The 18,477-nt window shown below is 68.5% G+C and carries 15 protein-coding genes; 11 read left to right on the top strand and 4 right to left on the bottom strand.

All coding sequences use genetic code 11. The features are described 5' to 3' along the window. Positions 1 to 22: 22 nt before the first annotated feature. From CPZ00_RS02535 to CPZ00_RS02520, 4 genes are all read right to left on the bottom strand, one after another. A complete protein-coding gene (locus CPZ00_RS02535; RefSeq protein ID WP_096389390.1) occupies positions 23 to 562 on the bottom strand; it encodes an arsenate-mycothiol transferase ArsC in 540 nt (179 codons plus the stop codon). Between the two features lie 31 nt (positions 563 to 593). Next, a complete protein-coding gene (gene arsB, locus CPZ00_RS02530; RefSeq protein ID WP_096389387.1) occupies positions 594 to 1,742 on the bottom strand; it encodes an ACR3 family arsenite efflux transporter in 1,149 nt (382 codons plus the stop codon). Further along, positions 1,735 to 2,178 carry an ArsR/SmtB family transcription factor gene (locus CPZ00_RS02525; RefSeq protein ID WP_096389384.1) on the bottom strand — a complete coding sequence of 148 codons (444 nt, stop codon included), beginning with the start codon at positions 2,176 to 2,178 and terminating at the stop codon, positions 1,735 to 1,737. Before CPZ00_RS02525 ends, arsB begins: the two co-directional genes overlap by 8 nt. A 324-nt stretch (positions 2,179 to 2,502) precedes the next feature. Then, positions 2,503 to 2,832 (bottom strand): 4Fe-4S dicluster domain-containing protein, encoded by a 330-nt coding sequence (locus tag CPZ00_RS02520; RefSeq protein WP_096389381.1) that lies wholly within the window; start codon positions 2,830 to 2,832, stop codon positions 2,503 to 2,505. Positions 2,833 to 3,047: 215 nt separating this feature from the next. Here CPZ00_RS02520 and CPZ00_RS02515 point away from each other — a divergent pair, with 215 nt between their 5' ends. The 11 genes from CPZ00_RS02515 to CPZ00_RS02465 all read left to right on the top strand — a co-directional run bounded on the left by CPZ00_RS02515 (position 3,048) and on the right by CPZ00_RS02465 (position 18,477). Further along, positions 3,048 to 3,419 carry a HesB/IscA family protein gene (locus CPZ00_RS02515; RefSeq protein ID WP_096389379.1) on the top strand — a complete coding sequence of 124 codons (372 nt, stop codon included), beginning with the start codon at positions 3,048 to 3,050 and terminating at the stop codon, positions 3,417 to 3,419. Positions 3,420 to 3,587: 168 nt separating this feature from the next. Next, complete coding sequence (locus CPZ00_RS02510; protein ID WP_096389376.1) at positions 3,588 to 3,833, top strand: DUF5816 domain-containing protein; 246 nt, start codon at positions 3,588 to 3,590, stop codon at positions 3,831 to 3,833. A 54-nt stretch (positions 3,834 to 3,887) separates the two neighbouring features. After that, positions 3,888 to 5,933 carry a hypothetical protein gene (locus tag CPZ00_RS02505; protein WP_199243379.1) on the top strand — a complete coding sequence of 682 codons (2,046 nt, stop codon included), beginning with the start codon at positions 3,888 to 3,890 and terminating at the stop codon, positions 5,931 to 5,933. A gap of 142 nt (positions 5,934 to 6,075) precedes the next feature. Beyond that, a complete protein-coding gene (locus tag CPZ00_RS02500) occupies positions 6,076 to 7,749 on the top strand; it encodes an FtsZ/tubulin family protein (protein WP_096389374.1) in 1,674 nt (557 codons plus the stop codon). 6 nt (positions 7,750 to 7,755) lie between these two features. After that, complete coding sequence (locus CPZ00_RS02495; RefSeq protein ID WP_096389371.1) at positions 7,756 to 9,261, top strand: hypothetical protein; 1,506 nt, start codon at positions 7,756 to 7,758, stop codon at positions 9,259 to 9,261. A 149-nt stretch (positions 9,262 to 9,410) separates the two neighbouring features. Beyond that, positions 9,411 to 10,574 (top strand): FtsZ/tubulin family protein, encoded by a 1,164-nt coding sequence (locus CPZ00_RS02490; RefSeq protein ID WP_233255121.1) that lies wholly within the window; start codon positions 9,411 to 9,413, stop codon positions 10,572 to 10,574. Continuing rightward, complete coding sequence (locus CPZ00_RS02485) at positions 10,561 to 10,818, top strand: hypothetical protein (protein WP_096389365.1); 258 nt, start codon at positions 10,561 to 10,563, stop codon at positions 10,816 to 10,818. The genes CPZ00_RS02490 and CPZ00_RS02485 overlap by 14 nt, the downstream gene beginning before the upstream one ends. Then, positions 10,815 to 11,933: a hypothetical protein gene (locus CPZ00_RS02480; RefSeq protein ID WP_172861751.1), complete on the top strand. Its 1,119-nt coding sequence runs from the start codon at positions 10,815 to 10,817 to the stop codon at positions 11,931 to 11,933. Before CPZ00_RS02485 ends, CPZ00_RS02480 begins: the two co-directional genes overlap by 4 nt. Next, on the top strand, positions 11,930 to 14,008 hold the full coding sequence (locus CPZ00_RS02475) for a hypothetical protein (protein WP_096389358.1): 2,079 nt from the start codon (positions 11,930 to 11,932) through the stop codon (positions 14,006 to 14,008). Before CPZ00_RS02480 ends, CPZ00_RS02475 begins: the two co-directional genes overlap by 4 nt. Positions 14,009 to 14,022: 14 nt before the next feature. Continuing rightward, positions 14,023 to 15,249, top strand: coding sequence for an FtsZ/tubulin family protein (locus tag CPZ00_RS02470; RefSeq protein WP_096389355.1), 1,227 nt, complete (start codon positions 14,023 to 14,025; stop codon positions 15,247 to 15,249). Continuing rightward, a complete protein-coding gene (locus tag CPZ00_RS02465; RefSeq protein WP_096389353.1) occupies positions 15,250 to 18,477 on the top strand; it encodes a hypothetical protein in 3,228 nt (1,075 codons plus the stop codon).

Raw genomic sequence — 18,477 nt, 5'->3', positions numbered from 1 at the left:
TCGAACGGCCGGTTTCAGGGCGTTAGGCCGCGTCGACGTCGGTGGAACTCGCGTCCGTCCCGTCGGCGATCTCTTTAAAAAGGTCCTCGACGCGATCGGCGATCTCCTCGCGGATCTCGCGTACGCGATCGAGCTCCTCCCCGTCGGGATCCGGCAGCGCCCAGTCGCGGACGTCGACGTCGGCGTCCGGGCCGAGCTCGCCGACGTCGAGCGTCGAACAGCCCATCGTCGCGACGTAGTCGCAGGAGCGCAGCTCCGCGATCGTGATCTTCCGGGGCGTCCGGTCCGAGAGATCGATGCCGACCTCGGTCATCACCTCGATGACTTCCTCGTGGACGCGGTCGGCGGGCTCGGTGCCGCCGGTCACGATCTCGATGTGATCCGTCAGCCCGCGGCGCTCGCGTTCGCGCTCCGCGACGGCGGTCGCCATCTGGGACCGGCCGGCGTTCCGAACGCATATGAACGCGACGCGGATCGGGTCGGCGGCGTCGATCCGGTCGGTGGAGTCGGTTGCGCCGTTCGATGCAGCGGTTCGGTCGGTGGAGTCGGGTTCGGTGGGCATAGCAGTTGTTTCAGCGTGCTGTTTGTGTCCGCTAGTCGTCGGTCGCCGGCGCCTCCAGGCTGCCGGCGTCGAAGCCGTCCCAGTCGAACCGCCGCCGGAAGAACAGCGCCACGTTCACCAGCGCCAGCAGGACGGGCACCTCGATCAGGGGGCCGACGACGGTCGCGAAGGCGACACCGGAGCCGACGCCGAAGACGGCGACCGCGACGGCGATCGCGAGCTCGAAGTTGTTCGAGGCGGCGGTGAAGCCGATCGCGGTCGTCGTGGAGTAGTCCGCGCCGATCCCCCGGCCCATCCCGAAGCTCACGAGGAACATCACGACGAAGTAGATCGTCAACGGGACGGCGATCAGCAGGACGTCGGCCGGCGCGGCGACGATGGCGCCGCCCTGGGTGGCGAACATCACGACGATCGTGAACAGCAGCGCGATCAGGGTGAGCGGGTCGATCGCGGGGACCACGGTCTCCTCGTACCACTCGGTCCCCTTGCGACGTGTGCCGACGAACCGAGTCAGGAAGCCGCCGAGGAACGGGATCCCGAGGAAGACGACGATGGCACGGAACACCTGCATCGGCGTCACGTCGAAGGTCGTGATGCCGGCTGCGAGCGACTCGAGGCCCAGCAACGGCGGAAGCACCAGCGCGAAGAACCAGACGTACACGCCGTAGGTGAGGATCTGAAAGAGGCTGTTGAACGCCACGAGGCCGGTGACGTACTCGGTCGATCCGTCCGCGAGCTCGTTCCAGACGAGGACCATCGCGATGCATCGGGCCATCCCGATGAACACGAGACCGAGGAAGAACTCCGGACGGGCCGGCAGGCCGGGCACGACGCCGCCGAAGAAGACGATCGCGAGCCCGACCATCAGCGTCGGCCCGATCAGCCAGTTCTGGACGAGACTGAGGCCGAGCACGCGCCAGTTGCTGAAGACCGTCGGCAGCCGCGAGTAGTCCGCCTTCGCCAGCGGCGGATACATCATCAGGATCAGCCCGATCTCGACGAGATGGTAGTTCTGGATCGGCTGCGTGACTCGAGGTGCCACCGATCCGAGGCCGACGCCGACCGCCATCGCCCCGAGGATCCAGACGGTGAGGTACTTGTCAAGGAAATCCATCGACCGGGGGTCGCCGCAGGCCTCACAGCCGCAGTTCGGGCCGTGATCGTGGACGGCCTCAGGCATCGTCGATCGCGGCTCCCGGGTCGTCGCCCGAACCGCTCGTGTCCGCGTCGACGCAACCCTCGAGAACGGTCACGAGCGCCACCGCGCGGTTGGTCGCGCGGTACTTTCGCCAGCGCCCGTCCGTCCGGCCGGTGACGAGCCCCGCGTCGGCGAGCGTCGAGAGGGCGTGACTGAGCCCGCTCTCGCTCACGTCGACGACCGCGTTGAGCTCACAGACGCACAGCTCCTCCTCGGCCGCCACGAGGACGCGAGCGAGGGTGTATCGAGTTTCGGCCGCCAGCGCCGAGAGGACGTCCAACTCGGCCTCCACCCGCTCGCCTCCGAGCGCTGCCTCGAGCGTACCGAGCTCCGCCAAACGCCGGTCGACGTCCTCGCTCCGACACTCCTCGAGTTCGTCCTCGAGGTAGCGCCGGAGCCGTTGTGTCGCGTGTGCCATCGGAGATTAATTGAATAGCTGTTCAAGTAATCGTTTCGGTTGGCGTATATATACGGTACCCAACCGGTATATATGGATCCGGATCGATCCGGATCCATCCGGATTCGATGCCGATCGTGATCGAACGACCGCCGAAGTGATGTATTTCGGGATGGTTTCCGTTGTTTATTGGTTCATCAGTTTAAATACGTGGAGCGGTCGGAGACGCGACCGAACGTGGCGACTCCCGGGCGGATGCGGTGATCCATCGATTGCCGAAATGGCGATCAGCCGGTGAGATTCAATTGAACGAAAAGTAAAACGAGATCGTGGGTTCGAAGCGACTCAGACGCGGTTTTCGCGGCCGGGATCGACGTCGATCGCGTCGACCGGGCAGACGTCGACGCAGAGCATACAGTCGATGCACTGTTCCTCGTCGGTGGGGTTCGCCTTGCGCTCGCTCTCGGGGTGGCCGGGGGAGTCGACCCAGTCGAAGACGTCGACGGGACAGTCCTCGAGACACGCGCCGTCGGCCAGACAGATGTCGAAATCGACCGCGACGTGGGTGCCCCGGATCCCCAGCTCCTCGGGCGGGTCGGTCGGCCCCCACACGGTGACCTCGTGTTCCTCGCCCACGTCCTCGCGGTTGGTTTCGAAGTTCGGATCGATGCCCATCGGTGTTCGAAACGAGTGCCCCTCGATATTTAAACGGCCGGGGACGAACACGCGGCGCGGGTGGGGACGACCGTGTGGCCCGGCCGGGACGAACACGCGACACGGACGGGCACGGTTTCGCGGCGTGACGGAGAGGTCGTCGCCGAGGGCGGCGGATCGACCGCTCGCCTCGAACGAGCGCCAGGGTTTTTATCCTCGACCCCGAACGTTTTCGTATGAGTACCGAGACGGCCGACGGCGACGCGGAATCCGGATCCACCGTCGAGGTGACCCCGGGCGCCGCCGAACAGGCGCTCGAGTTGATGCGTCAGGAGGGGATGGACGCCGACGTCGGCGGACTGCGGCTGTTCGTCCAGCAGGGCGGCTGCGCGGGGCTCTCCTACGGGATGCGGTTCGACACGGAGCCGGAGGAGGACGACCTCGTGGTCGAACGACACGGGCTCCGCGTGTTCGTCGACCCCGCAAGCGAGAACTACATCGGCGGCAGTACGCTCGATTACGAGGCCGGCCTCCAGGCCGCCGGCTTCCACGTCGAGAACCCCAACGTCGTCTCCGAGTGCGGCTGCGGGGAGTCGTTCCGAACGTAATCGCGCTCCGCCCCGAGTCACCGACATCGGCCCGGATCGGCCCGGATCGATCTCGGTCGATCTCGGTCGATCTCGGTCGATCTCGGTCGATCTCGGTCAACTTCGGTCGACCTCGATCGGTCCACCCGAGACGTCACCGTTTATATCACCGCTCCAGTATCGCCCCGTATGGAACGTGAAGCCGTAACGTCGCCCGACGGCGATCGGGTCTACGTCGATCGTACCGCCGGCGACCGGGGAAGCGAGGGACCTTTTTATATCGCCTACGCCACGGAGCGCGGCGAGGACCGCTGGGGATTCCTCTGCGGGAACTGTGGGAGCCTCGACACCGCCATGGACACGATGGGACGGATCGAGTGCAACGAGTGCGGCAACATGCGAAAGCCCGAGGAGTGGGACGCCGCCCACGAGTGATCGACGCCGACCGTCAACACACCTTTAATATCCACCGCCCGTCTTGTCCAGATAATGACGGATCTCGACCTCGAGGCCGACATCGGTTCCGGGTCCGGTCTCGACGACCTCGACGTCTCGATCGTCGCGTGGGGGATCGCCGGGGTGCCGCTGCTCGTGACCTTCGTGCAGACGATCCTGTCGCTGCTCGACTGGACCTCCGAGACGCTCGGGCTCCGCGGCGTGCTCGACCCGATCTACTCGATCGACGTCGTCTTCCAGGCCGCGGAGGTGTTCAAGGACCAGCCGTCGCTCGTCGCGGCGCTGTTCGTCCTCATCACGATCGCGTGGATCGTCCAGGGCGCCGCGATGATCGTCCTCGACCACCGGGACCTCGCGTTCGGCGCGGCCGGGCTCGCGTCGATCCTCTATCTCGTGTTGTTCTTCGGCGTCTACTCGGCGTTGTTCGGGTCGGGAGTCGGGACCGGACGGCTCGTCGGCTTCTTCGCCATCCCCGTGATCGCGACCGCGCTCGTCGGCTCCGCCGCGTGGATCCACGACTGGTCCGAGGAGGTCCTCGAGGAGACCTCCGGTCGGTTGGGGGAACAGGAGGCGCGCATCGGCGACGCCCGGGAGCGCTTCGAGACCGCCTTCGAGGAGCGAATCGGATCGCTGGACGCCCTCGAGACGGTCGCGCCGACCGGCGTCGGCGAGGCCGAATCGGCGGCCGATCGCTTCCACGACCGGTGTGACGAGCTCCTCACGGAGGTCGACCGCATCCAGCGGATCGAGGACCCCGACCGGCGTCGGGAGGAGGTCTCGAACCTCGAATCGCGGGTCGACTCGCTCGACCCCGAGACGGAGGTCGACCGGATCGCGTCCGAACTCCGGCGACGCGTCGTTTCGGGCGTCCGCACCGAGTTCGGCGACGTCACGGTCCGATCGCGGTACGGCGGGGCCTACACCCTGGCGAACCTCCCCGCGGAGTACCGCGAGGTGTCGCTGCCGCCCGACGGCGACGCCGTCAGGACCGACGACCTCAACGGGGTCCTCCAGCGCCGCCTCGAGAGCGGTGCTCCCCTCCCCGACGTCGGCGAGGCGATCGGCGCGGCGACCGCCCACCTGGACCGCACCGAGTCGTTCCTCGCGGACCGCGAGGAGCGCGCCGACGCGACGATGGAGCGCGTTCGGTCGCGGCTCGAGACGGTCGAGGAGCAGCTCGACCGGCTCCCCGAGTCGGTTCGGTCGAGCGCACGCGGCGTCCTCGTCGAGAACCGCGTGGAGTCGATCACGGGACGCACCGCGATCGAGCGAACGCTCTCCGACGCCACCGACTCGCTCCACGACTGCGGGTTCGACGAGTGCGAGCGGCTGCTCGACCGGGCCGACGAGGAGAGCGAACGCCTCGTCACGGCCGCGGAGTTCCTCCGTGCCCTCGACGGCCGCGTCCGACACGGCGGCTCCAGCGTGGACGTTCCGACGACGGTGGATCCGGACGCGGTCGCCCCCGTCGCCCAGGCGATGGCCGAGGCACACGACGTCACCGTCAGCGTCGAGGGCGACAGGGTTCGGATCGGCGACGGGGATGACGGTACCGGATCGGCGTTCGACTCGCCGACCGGCACGAGGGGAACGACCGGTCCCGGCGGCGCGACCGGAAGCACGTCCGCGGGGACCGGAAGCACGTCCGCGGGGGACGGATCGGATGGACGGGGGGTCGCCGGGAGCGCCGACCGCGAGACGGCCGACCCCAGCACGACCGATCGTGGCGGTGCCCTCGGCAGTGACGCCGACGGGGACGACCGGGACGCCCCCGCTAAACGGCCCGAGGAGGTGCTCGACGCCGCGTTGTACTTCCTGCGTGAACTCGAGGAACACGCCCGGTCCACGGACGGGGCACGGGTCCAGTACCAGATCGCCGACCTCCCCCCGACGATCGCGGATCCGGATATGCTCACGAACGTGGAACGGTTCCTCCGCAACCAGTCGGACCTGATGAGCGAGGTGAATCTCCAGGACCCCGAGCCGCCGGCGTTCTTCGAGGTGGTCGTCGCCGACGAGCGGCAGGCGACGACCGCGATCCGAACGGCTCGCGAGCGGTTCACGGAACGGTACGGATGAGTCGGGAGCCAACGGAACGAACGAGCCGGGGAGCCAACGGAACGAACGAGCCGGGGAGCCAACGGGACGGATGACTGCGGGAGTGCGGAGTTCCCCTACACTTAAGCTGTCGTCCTGACAGATATAGGGTACGAACGGGTCCATGCGCTGTAAGATCTGCTCACTATCCGACACACAGTGGGAGGAGGGTGATCTCGACGAGCACCTTCTCGCCACACACCGGGACGAACAGCCGGCGATCCGCGCGGTCTACGCCGACCGGTACGAACGGCTCTTCGAGGACGGCGACCCGGTCATCGATCCGGGCACGGAAACGGATACGGCCGCGGACGAGACGACGGAGTCGGCGGCGACCGGGAACCCCATCGATGCGCCGACGGGCCCGCCCGCCGAGTCGGGTTCCGACCCCGATCCCGATCCGCCGACCGACGTCGAATCGGACGTCGACTTCGAGGACAGTTACGGGAAGAAGTGGTTCATGATCGGCGTCGGCGGCGCGGGGAACAACATCCTCGACGCGGTGTTGTTGCGCCGGGACACGCTGCGCCGGAACAACGAGAATCGCGCGCTCATCTGGGAAGGGGGGCTGGCCGGCTACGGCATCCTCAACACGAACATCGCCGAGCTGGAACAGACCTACTACGCCCAGGAGGAGCGGGGCTACTCGCGCCAGCAGCTGATGATGAATTCGATCATCGGCCAGGGCGCCCACGGCTACCAGGGGATGGGTCGCCGGTGGGACCACGGCAAACAGGTGATGGAGCGGGACTTCGAGGACGGCCGGAACCCATTCCGGGAGCGGTGGGACATGGACCCCCAGACGATCCAGGACGCGCAGGCGATCATGTTCGTCCACAGCGTCACCAAGGGCACCGGCTGCGGCTCCACGCCGGTGCTGGCCCGCAAGATCCGCGAGGAGGTGCTCAACAACGATTACGTCATCTCCAAGGCGCTCATCTCGGCCGTCGTGATCCCCTCCGAGGGAGGCAACGACGGGATGTCGGGCGGAAAAGCGCGCGTGAACGGCGTCGTGGGGCTTGCCAGAATGTCGGCCGCAGTCGACGCGATCGTCCCGTTCGACAACGAGCGGCTCGAGGCGGCCGGCGCGGACATCACGCCCCGGATCGACGGGCTCCAGGAGTACAACCCGCCCCACTACGCGGACCTCAACCGGCCGCTCGTGGCCTTCCTCGAGGCGTTCACGATGTCGTCGACGCCGCAGTTCGTCAAGCAGGACGCGTCGATGTCGATCCACGGCGACGTCTTCGACGTCGCGGACAGCTTCCGCCCCGTCGAGGACAAGTATCCGCTCGATCTCGACGCCGACCACCGGCCGGCGGTTATCCTCGCGCCGGTGCTCGGGCGCGCTCGCGGCGAGACGGTCAACCGCTCCCAGTTGGAGACGCTCATCTCGAACGCGCTGTATCAGAACCGGCTCGCGAAGTTCGACCCCGAGACGGCGTGGGGCGGTACCTTCCTGCTGTACGGTCCCGAACGGAAGATGGGCGAGGTCTCCCGGCTCGTCTCCGACGGCGTCGCCCGGGACATCCTCGCGAGCGAGGACTTCCTCGACGCCGCCAACCAGCCGGGGACCGAGTCGGTCGACATCCACGTCGAACAGCTCGTCACCCCCGACCTCGACGACGTCTACCTGTGGGGAACGCTGTGGAATCCGCGGATGCCCTCGCTCGAGCGGATGTACGAACACGCCAAGAACATCAAGGAGGGGAACAGTCAGCAGGCGGAGAACCTCCGGGAGGTCTGGGAGTACGTCGAGCCCCTGTTCTCCTGTCTCGGCCGGGAGAACATGGCCTGAACGCCGATGACGACGAGCATCCTGCCGATCGTGCTGCTCGGCCTCTTCGACCGGTCGAGCGACGACGGCGACGACATCGACCGGATCGCGGACCGGCTAGGCGCATCCCCCTCGGCGACGGACGTCGAACGACGGCTCGATTCGCTGGGGACGTCGATCGACCGGATCGTGTCCGCCGCCGACCTCCCCGACTCCCGGGGCCCGTCGCCCGACTCCGACCCGGTCTCGAAAGCCGAGTCGCTGCGCCGGGCCCTCGAGACGGACCGCATCCGGATCGAGGCGGCGACGCCGGGTCGCGGTGGCGGACGCGACAGGGACGCAACCGAGGCCGAAACGGTGCGGCAGGCGGCCCGAAGCGTCTCCCGAGACGTCCGCCCCAGCGCGTCGGTCTCCAGCCGGTTGCTCGACCAGCTGGCCGGGGCACGGCGGGCCTCCGAATCGCGGATCGAGGAGACGCTGCGGGAGGCCCTCGACCGGCTCGACGAGCACGAGCGCGCGAGCGACGTCGTCGATCGAACCGACGGGATCGACTCGGTCGCCGATCTCGCCGAGCGTCGACGGTCCCGGTCGCGCCGACGGCGACGCGAGGAAAGCGATCGCAATCGACTTCGTGAGGCGGTGTCGGAGCTGCTCACGGCGGTCGACGTCGAGGTGAACGAGGACGACGACCTCGACCGCCGCGTCCGCGAGGCGACGCGGAAGGTCCGCGAACGGGACTCCGGATTCGACGCCGACTCGAGCCGGGGATCGTTCGCCCGGGACGCGGACCCCGACGCGCCTCGATCCGACGGGACGACCGAAACGGACGCCAGCGAGGACGACGTACGGACCGCCGTCAGGCGCGCCCGCGAGTCCGCGACGCCGCGGTCGCGCGAGGCACGCGACCTCTTCGAGGCGCTCGAAGCGGGTCGAACCGATCCGGCGGCAGACGCGCTGGAGACGGCGGCGACGCGACTCGACGAGATGGCGACTGCCCGAAGCATGCTCGACAGCGTCGACCCGGACGACGTCTCCGCGCTCGTCGGAACGATCGACGACCGGCTCGCGGACCACGACGGGCCGGTCGCGGATCGGCTGGCGGAGCGCGTTGAGGAGCTCGAGTCGCGTCTCGACCGGATCGACGAGACGAACCGCGTCCTCCTGTTCGCGGCCCACGAGGAGCTGACCTTCTACGACCGTCAGCTCCTCGGCGCGTTGGACGGAACCGGGAGGGTCCCAGGACCGGGAGCCGACGCGGCGGCCGTCGAGGACCGCGTGGCGTCGCTTCGCGACCGCCGCGAGGCGATCGAGACCGACTACGTCGAGGAACGGTCCGACCACAACCACAGCATCCCGCTGTACTTCCTGTCGGTCGTGGACACGAACCTCACGGAAGCCGAGAACCTGCTGAACGCCGGGCAGCCGGATCGAGCCGCCGGGATCTGTACGGTGACGGAGGCCGTCATCGATCACGTCGAGGGGCTCTACGACCAGAACCAGTACAGCGTGATGTTGCGAAGCCTCCGTGGGTGATCGGCGGCCCGCCGATGCGGACGGTCGCCGGTCCGCGACCGTGGGCGAAACCGACTGACACTGGCGGGGAACTGTACTCCCACACTCGGAAGATATATGTGGGTGTTGCCAGACATATTAGCTGACTTTCGGGTATGGTGTATCTATTCGTGGGTACGGGACAGGCGGGCAGCGCCCTGGTGGACGAGGTGTTCGCCCACGAGGGCATCCGCATCGAAGCGGCACCGCTCGCGTTGAACTCCACGGTGCGCGACCTCGAGAACCTCTCCAACATCGACGACGACGAGTGGATAGGGGTCTCGGAGACCGACGGACTGGTCCCGGGGACCCAGGCGGGGTTCGAGGAGGTCGTCACCGGCGGATTCGGACGACGACCGCGACGCGCGAACGACGTGATGGAACGGCACGGCCGGCAGCTCGTGCCGATGTTGGAGGAGCGATTCGGCGAGGAGGGCAACGTGCCGTTCGCGTTCGTCTTTCTCGGGCTCGGCGGCGGCACGGGTTGCGGGATCGCCCCGCACGTCGTGGACGCGATCCGCCGGTACGCGGCCGGCGACGTCAAGGTGATCGCCGTCGCCGTGGTGCCGAACACGCAGGAGTCGGTCCACGTACGCGACGACGAGGAGGAGACGATAAGCGCCGGTCGGCAGGCCTCGAACGCGGTCTACGGGCTCGACCGGCTCGAGGAGACGGTCGACGGAGTCCTGCTGGTCGACAACCAGCGGCTCGGGTACGAGGACTCCGCCGAGGGCCGGTTCGCCGAGTACAACGAGTACGTCGCCGGGTCGGTCGTCGACCTGGTGTCGGGCCCCGTCGTCGAGCGGATCGATCCCGGCGAGTACGACGAGATCGACGCGCCGATCATCGACATTCAGGACATCGTCACCTCGCTGTCGTTCGGCGCCGGTCCCGACGGGGAGCCGGGGTACGGAACGATCGGCCGGTCGATCGAGATGACGAAGTCGCTGCCGGGATATTTCCTCCCGTTCATCGGCGACCAGCAGGTCGACGCGGCCGAGCTCGCGTATCTCGCACAGGCCAAACAGAGCGTCGACGACGTCACCTTCGGGGACGCGAAGAAGGCGATCGGCCACGTCCGTGCGCCCCGGCAGTACATCGCCGACCCCGAGTATCGGATCGATATTTCGGAGGTCCGTCGCCGACTGAACGAGCACTGTTCGGAAGTCAACCTCGGAATGGTGCCCACGAGCCGCAACCTCGTGTCGTGTACGACGGTGTACACGTTCGAGCGAACCGACCTCGACCGGATCCGGGAGATCGAGGAGATAGCAGAGACGTATGAAGCGGCCTGACCGTCCCGCCTACCAGTTCGCCATCGCGATCGTACTCGGCAGCGCAGCCGTCGTCGCGGTCCTGCTGTTCGTTCCGCTGGCGGCCGGCAGCGACCCCGCCTCGCGGCTGGCGACGGCCCGGGCCGCGGTCGCCCTTGCCGAGCAGCTGCCGCTGTTGGTCGGCGCCGGTGCCGGATTCGGGATCGCGGCCGGCTCGGTGATCGGCGGCCTCCGCGCGTACCATCAGGAGGTGGAGGACCGATGAGTGCGACCGGAGGACCGGCGGGTCCGACTGACGGACCGATGAGTGCGACGCGATCCCGGGTCCTGGCCGGCCTCGTCGCCTGCTGGCTCGTCGTCGCCCTGGCGACCGGCGGCGCGGTCGCCGGCGTCGCGGCCGACGTCGGCTATCAGGATGCGAACACGGCGTGCTCGAGCGACGAGGCGACGAGCGAGTTCTCATTGCTGCTGTTGCTCCAGAACGGCGACGTGATCGGCCCCGGGGACACGGTCGCACTGTATCCGGGAACGGAGGCACGCGTCGTGTTCTGTGGGGGAAGCGGCGAGGAGCCGGCCGGTGACGCGTGGACCCTTGCGGACGCCGAAGAACTGTCGATCGAGGGGTCCGGCGACTATCACTACACGGTTCGGACCGGGGACGTCGCCTTCGAGGGCGACATCGCGACGTTCGAGGAGCAACGCCAGGGAGTCGAGGGGCCGACGTTGACGATCGTGACGCCGCAGCGGACGACGCTGTCGTATCTCGACGATCCGGTCACCCTGCGGTTCGTGGCGGGAAGCGACGACGACGGGCCGATCGCGGCGGAGCTGTCGGCGTACAACCGGTCGCTGACCGGGGCGGCGGATCTCCGGTCGACCCTCTCGGAGGCAGCCGACTCGTCGTCGCCGACGAGCGCAGACGTCAACGTGACGGCGGCGAGCGAGACGCGACGCGAGGTCAACGCCACCGGCGAGGACCTCTCCGCCGCGCTCTTCCTCGCCGCCCAGGACGGGACCGCCGGCGCGGCACAGGGGTTCGTCCGGCACGAAGCCCACCACGAGCGGACGCTCGCGACGCTGGACGCGTCGGTCGATCGCTACCTCGCCGCCGCCAAAGCGGAGGCCCGCACCGCGAGGCTGACCGCCATCGGCGCGCTGCTCGGGTCGTTCCTCCTGTTCGGCGCGGTCGGCGGCGGCGTCGGCAACTGGATCGCGAAACGTGACCTCGAGTCGATCCGCCGGGAACGCCGGCGACGGAGCTCGGTGGAGTACGGCTGGAGCGATCTGAAGAAGGCGTTCGCCATCGCCGCCCTCGGCGTCATCGTCGGAACGGTGCTGTCGGTCCTGCTCGGATCGACGCTCCTGGAGGTGCTCCTATGAAGAACAACGTTCGATACACGCTACAGATCGGTGGCATCGTGCTGGTGACGACGGTCCTCGGGTTGGGCGCGTTCTGGTATTTCGGCTCTGAGATCGGCTTTTACGCCCTGATCGTCGGGATCCCGACGGTCGTGATCGGCGCGGCGATCGTCTACGCCCGGCAGTCGGGCGCGACCGGCGGCGGCGGGACGACCCAGTACTTCGAGGGGAAGGCCCAACGCGTCGGCGAAAACGTCAGGGACCTGCTCCGTGAGTACGACCGGCTCGCCGGCGAGCTGTCGGCGTGGGACACCGACCCGATCGAGGAGGAGGTGTCGTATCTGCTCGACCAGCTCGCGGAGTCGGGCGTCGAGTTCGACCGGGCGGCGAACCGCTTCGAGGTGACCGGGACCGGCGAAGTCCGCGATCTCGAACGGCTCGAGGACCGCGTCTCCGAGCTGCGATCGGAGATCGCCGACTCGGCACGGACGCACGTCAACACGAAGCTCGACGACTGCGCGGACGCGCAGCGTCGCCTCCAGGACGCCGGGCTGGTCGACGGCGTTCGGGACCCGCAGGCGCCCGAGGGGAACTCGTTCGGGGCGCTGCTCGACGCGCTCGACGACGCCGAAGCGGCGATGGATGCAGCGATCGACGAGGCCGCCGCCGAGCTCGACGCGATCGCCGAGGCGACCGATGCCCCCCTCGACCCGATCGATCGGGGCGTCGGTCGGGCGGACGACGCGCTCGCCGCGGGCGAGTATCACGCCGTGGCCGACGCGCTGCTCGAAGCGCGCGACGAGCTCGAACGCGACCTCTCGACGGACTTCGAGAGCGAGCGGTCGAGCCTCGAATCGTTCGTCGACACGGCCGCCTCGTCGGTGGTGACCGACTACGTCTCGCCGACCCTCCTGGAGGACCTCGAGGACGTTCACGAGGAACTCGATGCGGTCGACTCCGCGCTCGATATGGCGCGGGTCCGTGAGCTCACGGAGGAAACGCGCTCCATCTGCACGGAGATGATCGAGTCGATGAGCACGGAGCTCGACGAGCACCTCCGGATCCTCGCGAACGCTGACGTGCCGGACGACTACTACGAGTACCAGTCTGCGGCAGACGAGTCGTACGTGAGCGACCTGCGGGCCGCAAGCGACCTCGACGCATACCGGTCCGTCTGGCTCAACGCCGCGGGCGAGCTGTCGGCGGCGATCGACGCCGTCGAGGAGAAGGCGGCCGTCGCGGAGGCGTACGGGACGGTCGAGGACGACATCACGGAGACGCTGCGCACGACCGGCCGGGTGGCGGGCGACGACCTCCACGTCAAGCAGACGGCCGCGTTCCTGGAGCTGTACGCGGATCTGCACGAGGACGTCAGCTACGAGCCCGCGACGCCGGCGCTCGTCGCCGAGGACTTCGGCGAGGCCTACGACGTCGCCGTGCAGGCCGGCTTCGACGAGGGCGGGCCCAAACGGCGGATCGACGTCTCGCTCGCGGGCGGCTCGCTCGAGGAGTCGCGGACGATCGAGACCCACCTCCTCGACGTCCTCACCTTCGAGGAGGTCCCCTACGGCGAGTACGACCTCGCCGTCACGACGACCGAGGAGGGATACGGGGCCGTCGAGCGCGAGGTCGTCGTCGACGAGGACCTGGAGCTGGAGGCGACGATCCCGGAGATCGAGCTCCGCGAGGAGGTCTGTTCGGGGATCGAGGACGACGCCCGCGAGGCGCTGCCGGACGCCCGCGACCTCTTCGCGTCCGAGTACGGCGAGACGGAGTACCTCTCGACGTCGATGGACTTCCCGATGAGCGACCGGTTCCTGCCGTGTCTGCTCGCGCTGTGGGCCGAGGAGGAGGGACTGACCGCCACGCGCGCCGACGGCGAGGTCCTGGTCTACGACGGCGAGCAGTTCGGCAACCGGATCGCGAACATCGTCCGGCACAACCTCGCCGAGGGGGAGTCGATCCCCTACACGCAGATCCGCAACCGGTATCTCGCGGTGCCCGCGCCGGACGAGCTGATCGTCGACACCCTCCAGGAATCGCCCGTCGCCTCGGACGTCGAGTGCGATGAGACCGAAGTGACGAAGGTGGCGTAACCGAAGGAGAGAGCATGTCACGACAACAACGAACCGACACGTACACGCGCTGGGCAGTCATCGCATCCGGCGAGGGCGGCGGCCGCATCGCCTCGCAGTTCTTCAACCGCCGGGAGAACCCCGGCGTCGAGGACCGGATCCTCGTGATGAACACGAACCGGACGGACATCCGGAACACGATCGACCGCCTCGAGAACAACCTCGGGGACTCCGACTCGCTGGGCGACCACGCGATGGTCTTCGGCAGCGACGAGGGGGCGGGCAACGTCTTCGCCGACGGCGAGCGGCTCGCCGAGGAGAGCATCGACGAGATCATCCGCTCGATCCGCGGCGTGGTGCCGACCGCCGACGCGTTCATGCACATCGCGACGCTCGGCGGCGGGACCGGCAACGGGTCGATCCCCTACACGATCCGGACGTTCAAGAACGGGAGCGACAGCGACGCCTACGAGCCGTGGATGGAGGACGTCATCCACGCGGCGATCGGCGTCTGGCCCTACGAGGACGAGCCGCCCCAACAGCAGTTCAACGCGGTCTGTGGACTCTCTCGACTCCTCCGGATGCCCGACGGAACCCAGAACGCCGACATGGTCCTGCTTGGCGCGAACACCCACATCGCCCAGATGGGTGGCGACGACGACGCACATAGCCATCCGAACGACGTCGTCAACGAGCGACTGATCGAGGCGTTCGACCTGATGATCAGCGCGGGGCGGGAGACCCAGGGCGTGATCGACGTGCAGGACTACGTGAGCGTCCCCTCCCAGATCGGCGCCTACCACTTCACGCCCGCCATCGCGACGGACATGAACGCGAACGTCTACGACATCGAGTACATGTTCGAGAAGGCCGCGGAGAACGCCTTCGTGCCGATGGACGTCTCGACGACGAAGACGGCGTTCGCGATCGTGCGGGTTCCCCGCGGGCTCGCCGACGACGAGGACTTCAGCGAGAACGCGGTCAACTCCGCCTTCGAGTCCTGGAAGCGGGAGCGGGGGATCAACGCGCCGGGGATGTCGACGGTCTCCATCGCCGACGGCGCCCGCGGCAAGGTCGACGTCCTCCTGCTTTTGGGCGGGTTCGACCTGGAGCCGCTGCTCGACCGCTCCTGGGACGCCTTCGAGACGCACAAGACCCGGCTCGAGCGGGGCCGCCGGCTCGGCAACGCGTCGATCGCGGCCGAGGAGATGGACCGGATCGAGGAAAACCTCGACGAGTACATCAGGTTCCTGGAGGAGTGAATGACGCGGACCCGGACACGCATCGACGCGGTCGCGTTCACCCTCCTGGTCGTCGCGGCGCTGTCGATCGCGCCGGTCGCCGGAGCGGCGCTCGGCGTCGACGCGGGCGATCGATCGCCCGTCCCGGGAGCGGCGGCCGGACCGACCGGATCGTCGGTCGGGGCGGCCGACATCGCAGCCATCGACGCGACGGGCACTCCGGGACCGACAGCCGTGGAAGCGAACGACACGTATCGGGGGTCGAACCTCTCGTTCACGCTCGACGGAACGACCCTCGAGGTCTCCGTCTCCGAGGCCGCCTTCGAGGGCAACGACACGAACGTGACCGTCACGGTCGCCGACGCCGAACCCTACGAGAACCTCGAATTCGAGGAGACGGAGAACGGAATCTACACCTACGACGTCGACCTGACCGAGCGGTCCTTCGGCGACCTCTCGGACGCGACGGTCGAGGTCACGCGGAGCGCCGACGGAGAACTGCTCGGCGACGGCCAGGGCGACCTGTGGTACGTCGACCTCGTGAGCGACGGCGCCGCCTTCGACGATCAGAACCGGCTCGTCGTGCCGATCGAGCAGTCGGTCGGACTCGACGGAGACCTGCTCTTCTCCCTCTCGGCGGGCGATCAGAACGCGAACGTCTACGCGACCCGGATCGGTCCGGCGGGCGACGACGGGCCGGACCGGCTCCGGTTCGTCCGTTCGTCGGGCTTCGACTCGCTGATACGGACCGGCGAGGACGTCGAGATCGGCGCCGCCGACGCGGCTGACGCTCCCCGGGTCGGTACCCCGGTCACGGTTTCGCCGTCGGCCATCGCCGGCGATCCGCGCGTGCTTTTGAACGGCGACGAGATCGCGGTGATGCACCCGCTGATCGTGAGCGGGGACGAGTACGTCGTCACGATCGAGGGAACGATCGGCGACCGGGCCCCGACCACGACGCGCCGCGTCACGGCCGAGACCGGCGGGGAGATACGGTTCTCCGCCGGGAACCTCGTGCTGGGCGCACCGGGCTCCGAGGCGACGGTCACGATCGAGGGCGACGGCGGGACGATCGGCTCGGGGACGACGACGATCGAGAGCTCGGTGCTCGACGCAAGCCTGGACGCGAACACCTCCATCGTCACCGTCGACGGACTCGGCGACGCGCTCGGGGAGAGCGGAACGGCCGGGGGCGGTAACGAGAGCGACGGGAACGGAAGTCAGGCCTCGTCGCTGCCGGTCGACGTCTACGTCTCCTGGGCGCACGACGGATCACGCAAGCTCGTCCTGATCGAGGACGTCCCCGCGGACGCCGAGAACGGAACGCTTGCGTTCCCGGAGGCCGGCTACGCGCTCACCGGCGGCGGCCACGAGCTGTTGATCGTCACCGACGAGAACGCGACCGCCGCCGCGTCGATCGGCGGGTCGGCGAACGCCGACACCGACGTCGAACCCCTCACCGGCGGCGTCGGTGGAGGACTCGGGCTGGTCGGGATGGCGACGTCGTTCTTCAGCTCGATGATCGGGCAGTTCATCATCGCCTTCCTCGCCGTGGTCGTTATGGGCGGGATCGTCGTCCTCAAACTGACCGGCTCGAGCGACTCAAACGGATCCGACGGTTCCGGCGGACGCGGTCGGGCCGGGTCGCCCGGCGGCGGGAGCAGCATGACGTCGGTCGACGTCGCCCTCGTCGACGCCAACGGCGACCCCGTCGACGCGACGCGAACCGTCGTCTTCGAGCCGACCGGCCGGATGGCGAACGCGATGAAGCCGCAAAAGAAGCAGATCGCCGGCGGCGGGGAGGTTCACGTCCCGAGCCAACAGTACTACGTGAGCGTCGACGGGAGCGACACGGGCACGACGCTCCCGAGCGGCCAGGAGTCGATCCGGGTGCAGGTGCCGCCCCAGCAGGGGACGATCACCGTCCACAGCGCCCGCGACGAGGACCAACGCATCGCTGACGCGGAGATCCGCTGTCTGACGCCGGAGGACGTCATCACGACCGACGTGGACGGCGACGAGCTGCGAACCGACCATGACGGCACGACGACCATCGAGTTGCCGCCGTCGGTCGACCCCGATTCCGTGACCCTCGAGGTCGAACACGACCGCTATGAGCCCGCCGAGACGGGCCTCCAGCAGTCGATCGGGCTGGCGCCGAAGACGGGCACGCTCACCGTCGAAACCAGCATCGACGGGCAAGCCGCGGGCAACGTTCCCGTGTCGATCCGGCCGGCCGGGGAGTTCCCACGCGCCAACGACGGCGGCACGGAGACGCGCAGCGGTGCGGACGGGGAGGTGACGATCGACGACCTCGTGATCGGGGAATACCGGGTCACGGCGTCGTTCACCTCGGACGCGATCGTCGACGTCGACGAGGAGGACGTCGCGGTGGTGCCCGACGAGCCGCGGCGCGTCTCGATCGACGGGAACTTCGACTTCGATCTCGCGCCGTACCGGTCCCGGATCGACGAGCTCAACGAGGAGATCGCTGACCTGACCCGGTCGAACCGCGACGGCGCGATCCAGTACTACTACGGGAGCGTGCTCACGGCGACGCTGGATCTCCTCTCGGCGTTCCCCGACCAGGGGCTGCTGTTCGTCGAACACGGCGTCGACCCCGACGAGGTGACGGAGGCCGTCCTCTCGGCGGTGGCGGACGCGATCGAGTACACCCGCGACGCGATGACGACGAAGCAGAACGTCGACCTGTTCGGCGCGTGTTCCGCGCTGCGCAACGAGCGCATCCGCTGGGATGGCGATCCGGCGGTCCTCGAGAACGGCGACGGCGGAAGCGGTGACGGCGGGAGCGGCGACGGCGGGAGCGGCGACGAACGACGTGGTCGTGGCGACCGGCGCTCCGGTCGCGGGGCCGACGGACGGTCCGGCCGCGGGTCCGGCCGACGCGCCGGCAGCCGGCGTTCGGGGCAGGGCGACGACCAACGAACTGCGATGCTTGAGGAGTTGATCGCGGTGGTGGCGGCCGAGCGTGCCGACCACCGCGGGCTGACGGCGGACCGGCTCGAGGAGACCGAGGCGTTCCTGAGCGAGCGGCGCGGGGAGGTGTCGACCGTCTCGCCGGTCCGCGAACAGTACGACCGGATCAGGGACCACCTGTCGAGCAACCCCGGGGAGACGCGGACCGAGAAGCGCGTCCAGTTCGTGGTGGCCACCTGGATGCTCGACGCGGTCCGGCGCGTGTTCGACCACCCCGCGCTCGTGGACCGACTGGAGGAAACGGTGTTCTGA

The sequence above is a fragment of the Halopenitus persicus genome, assembly GCF_002355635.1.
GTDB lineage: Archaea > Halobacteriota > Halobacteria > Halobacteriales > Haloferacaceae > Halopenitus > Halopenitus persicus_A.
This window is presented reverse-complemented; position numbering and strand designations above follow the sequence as displayed.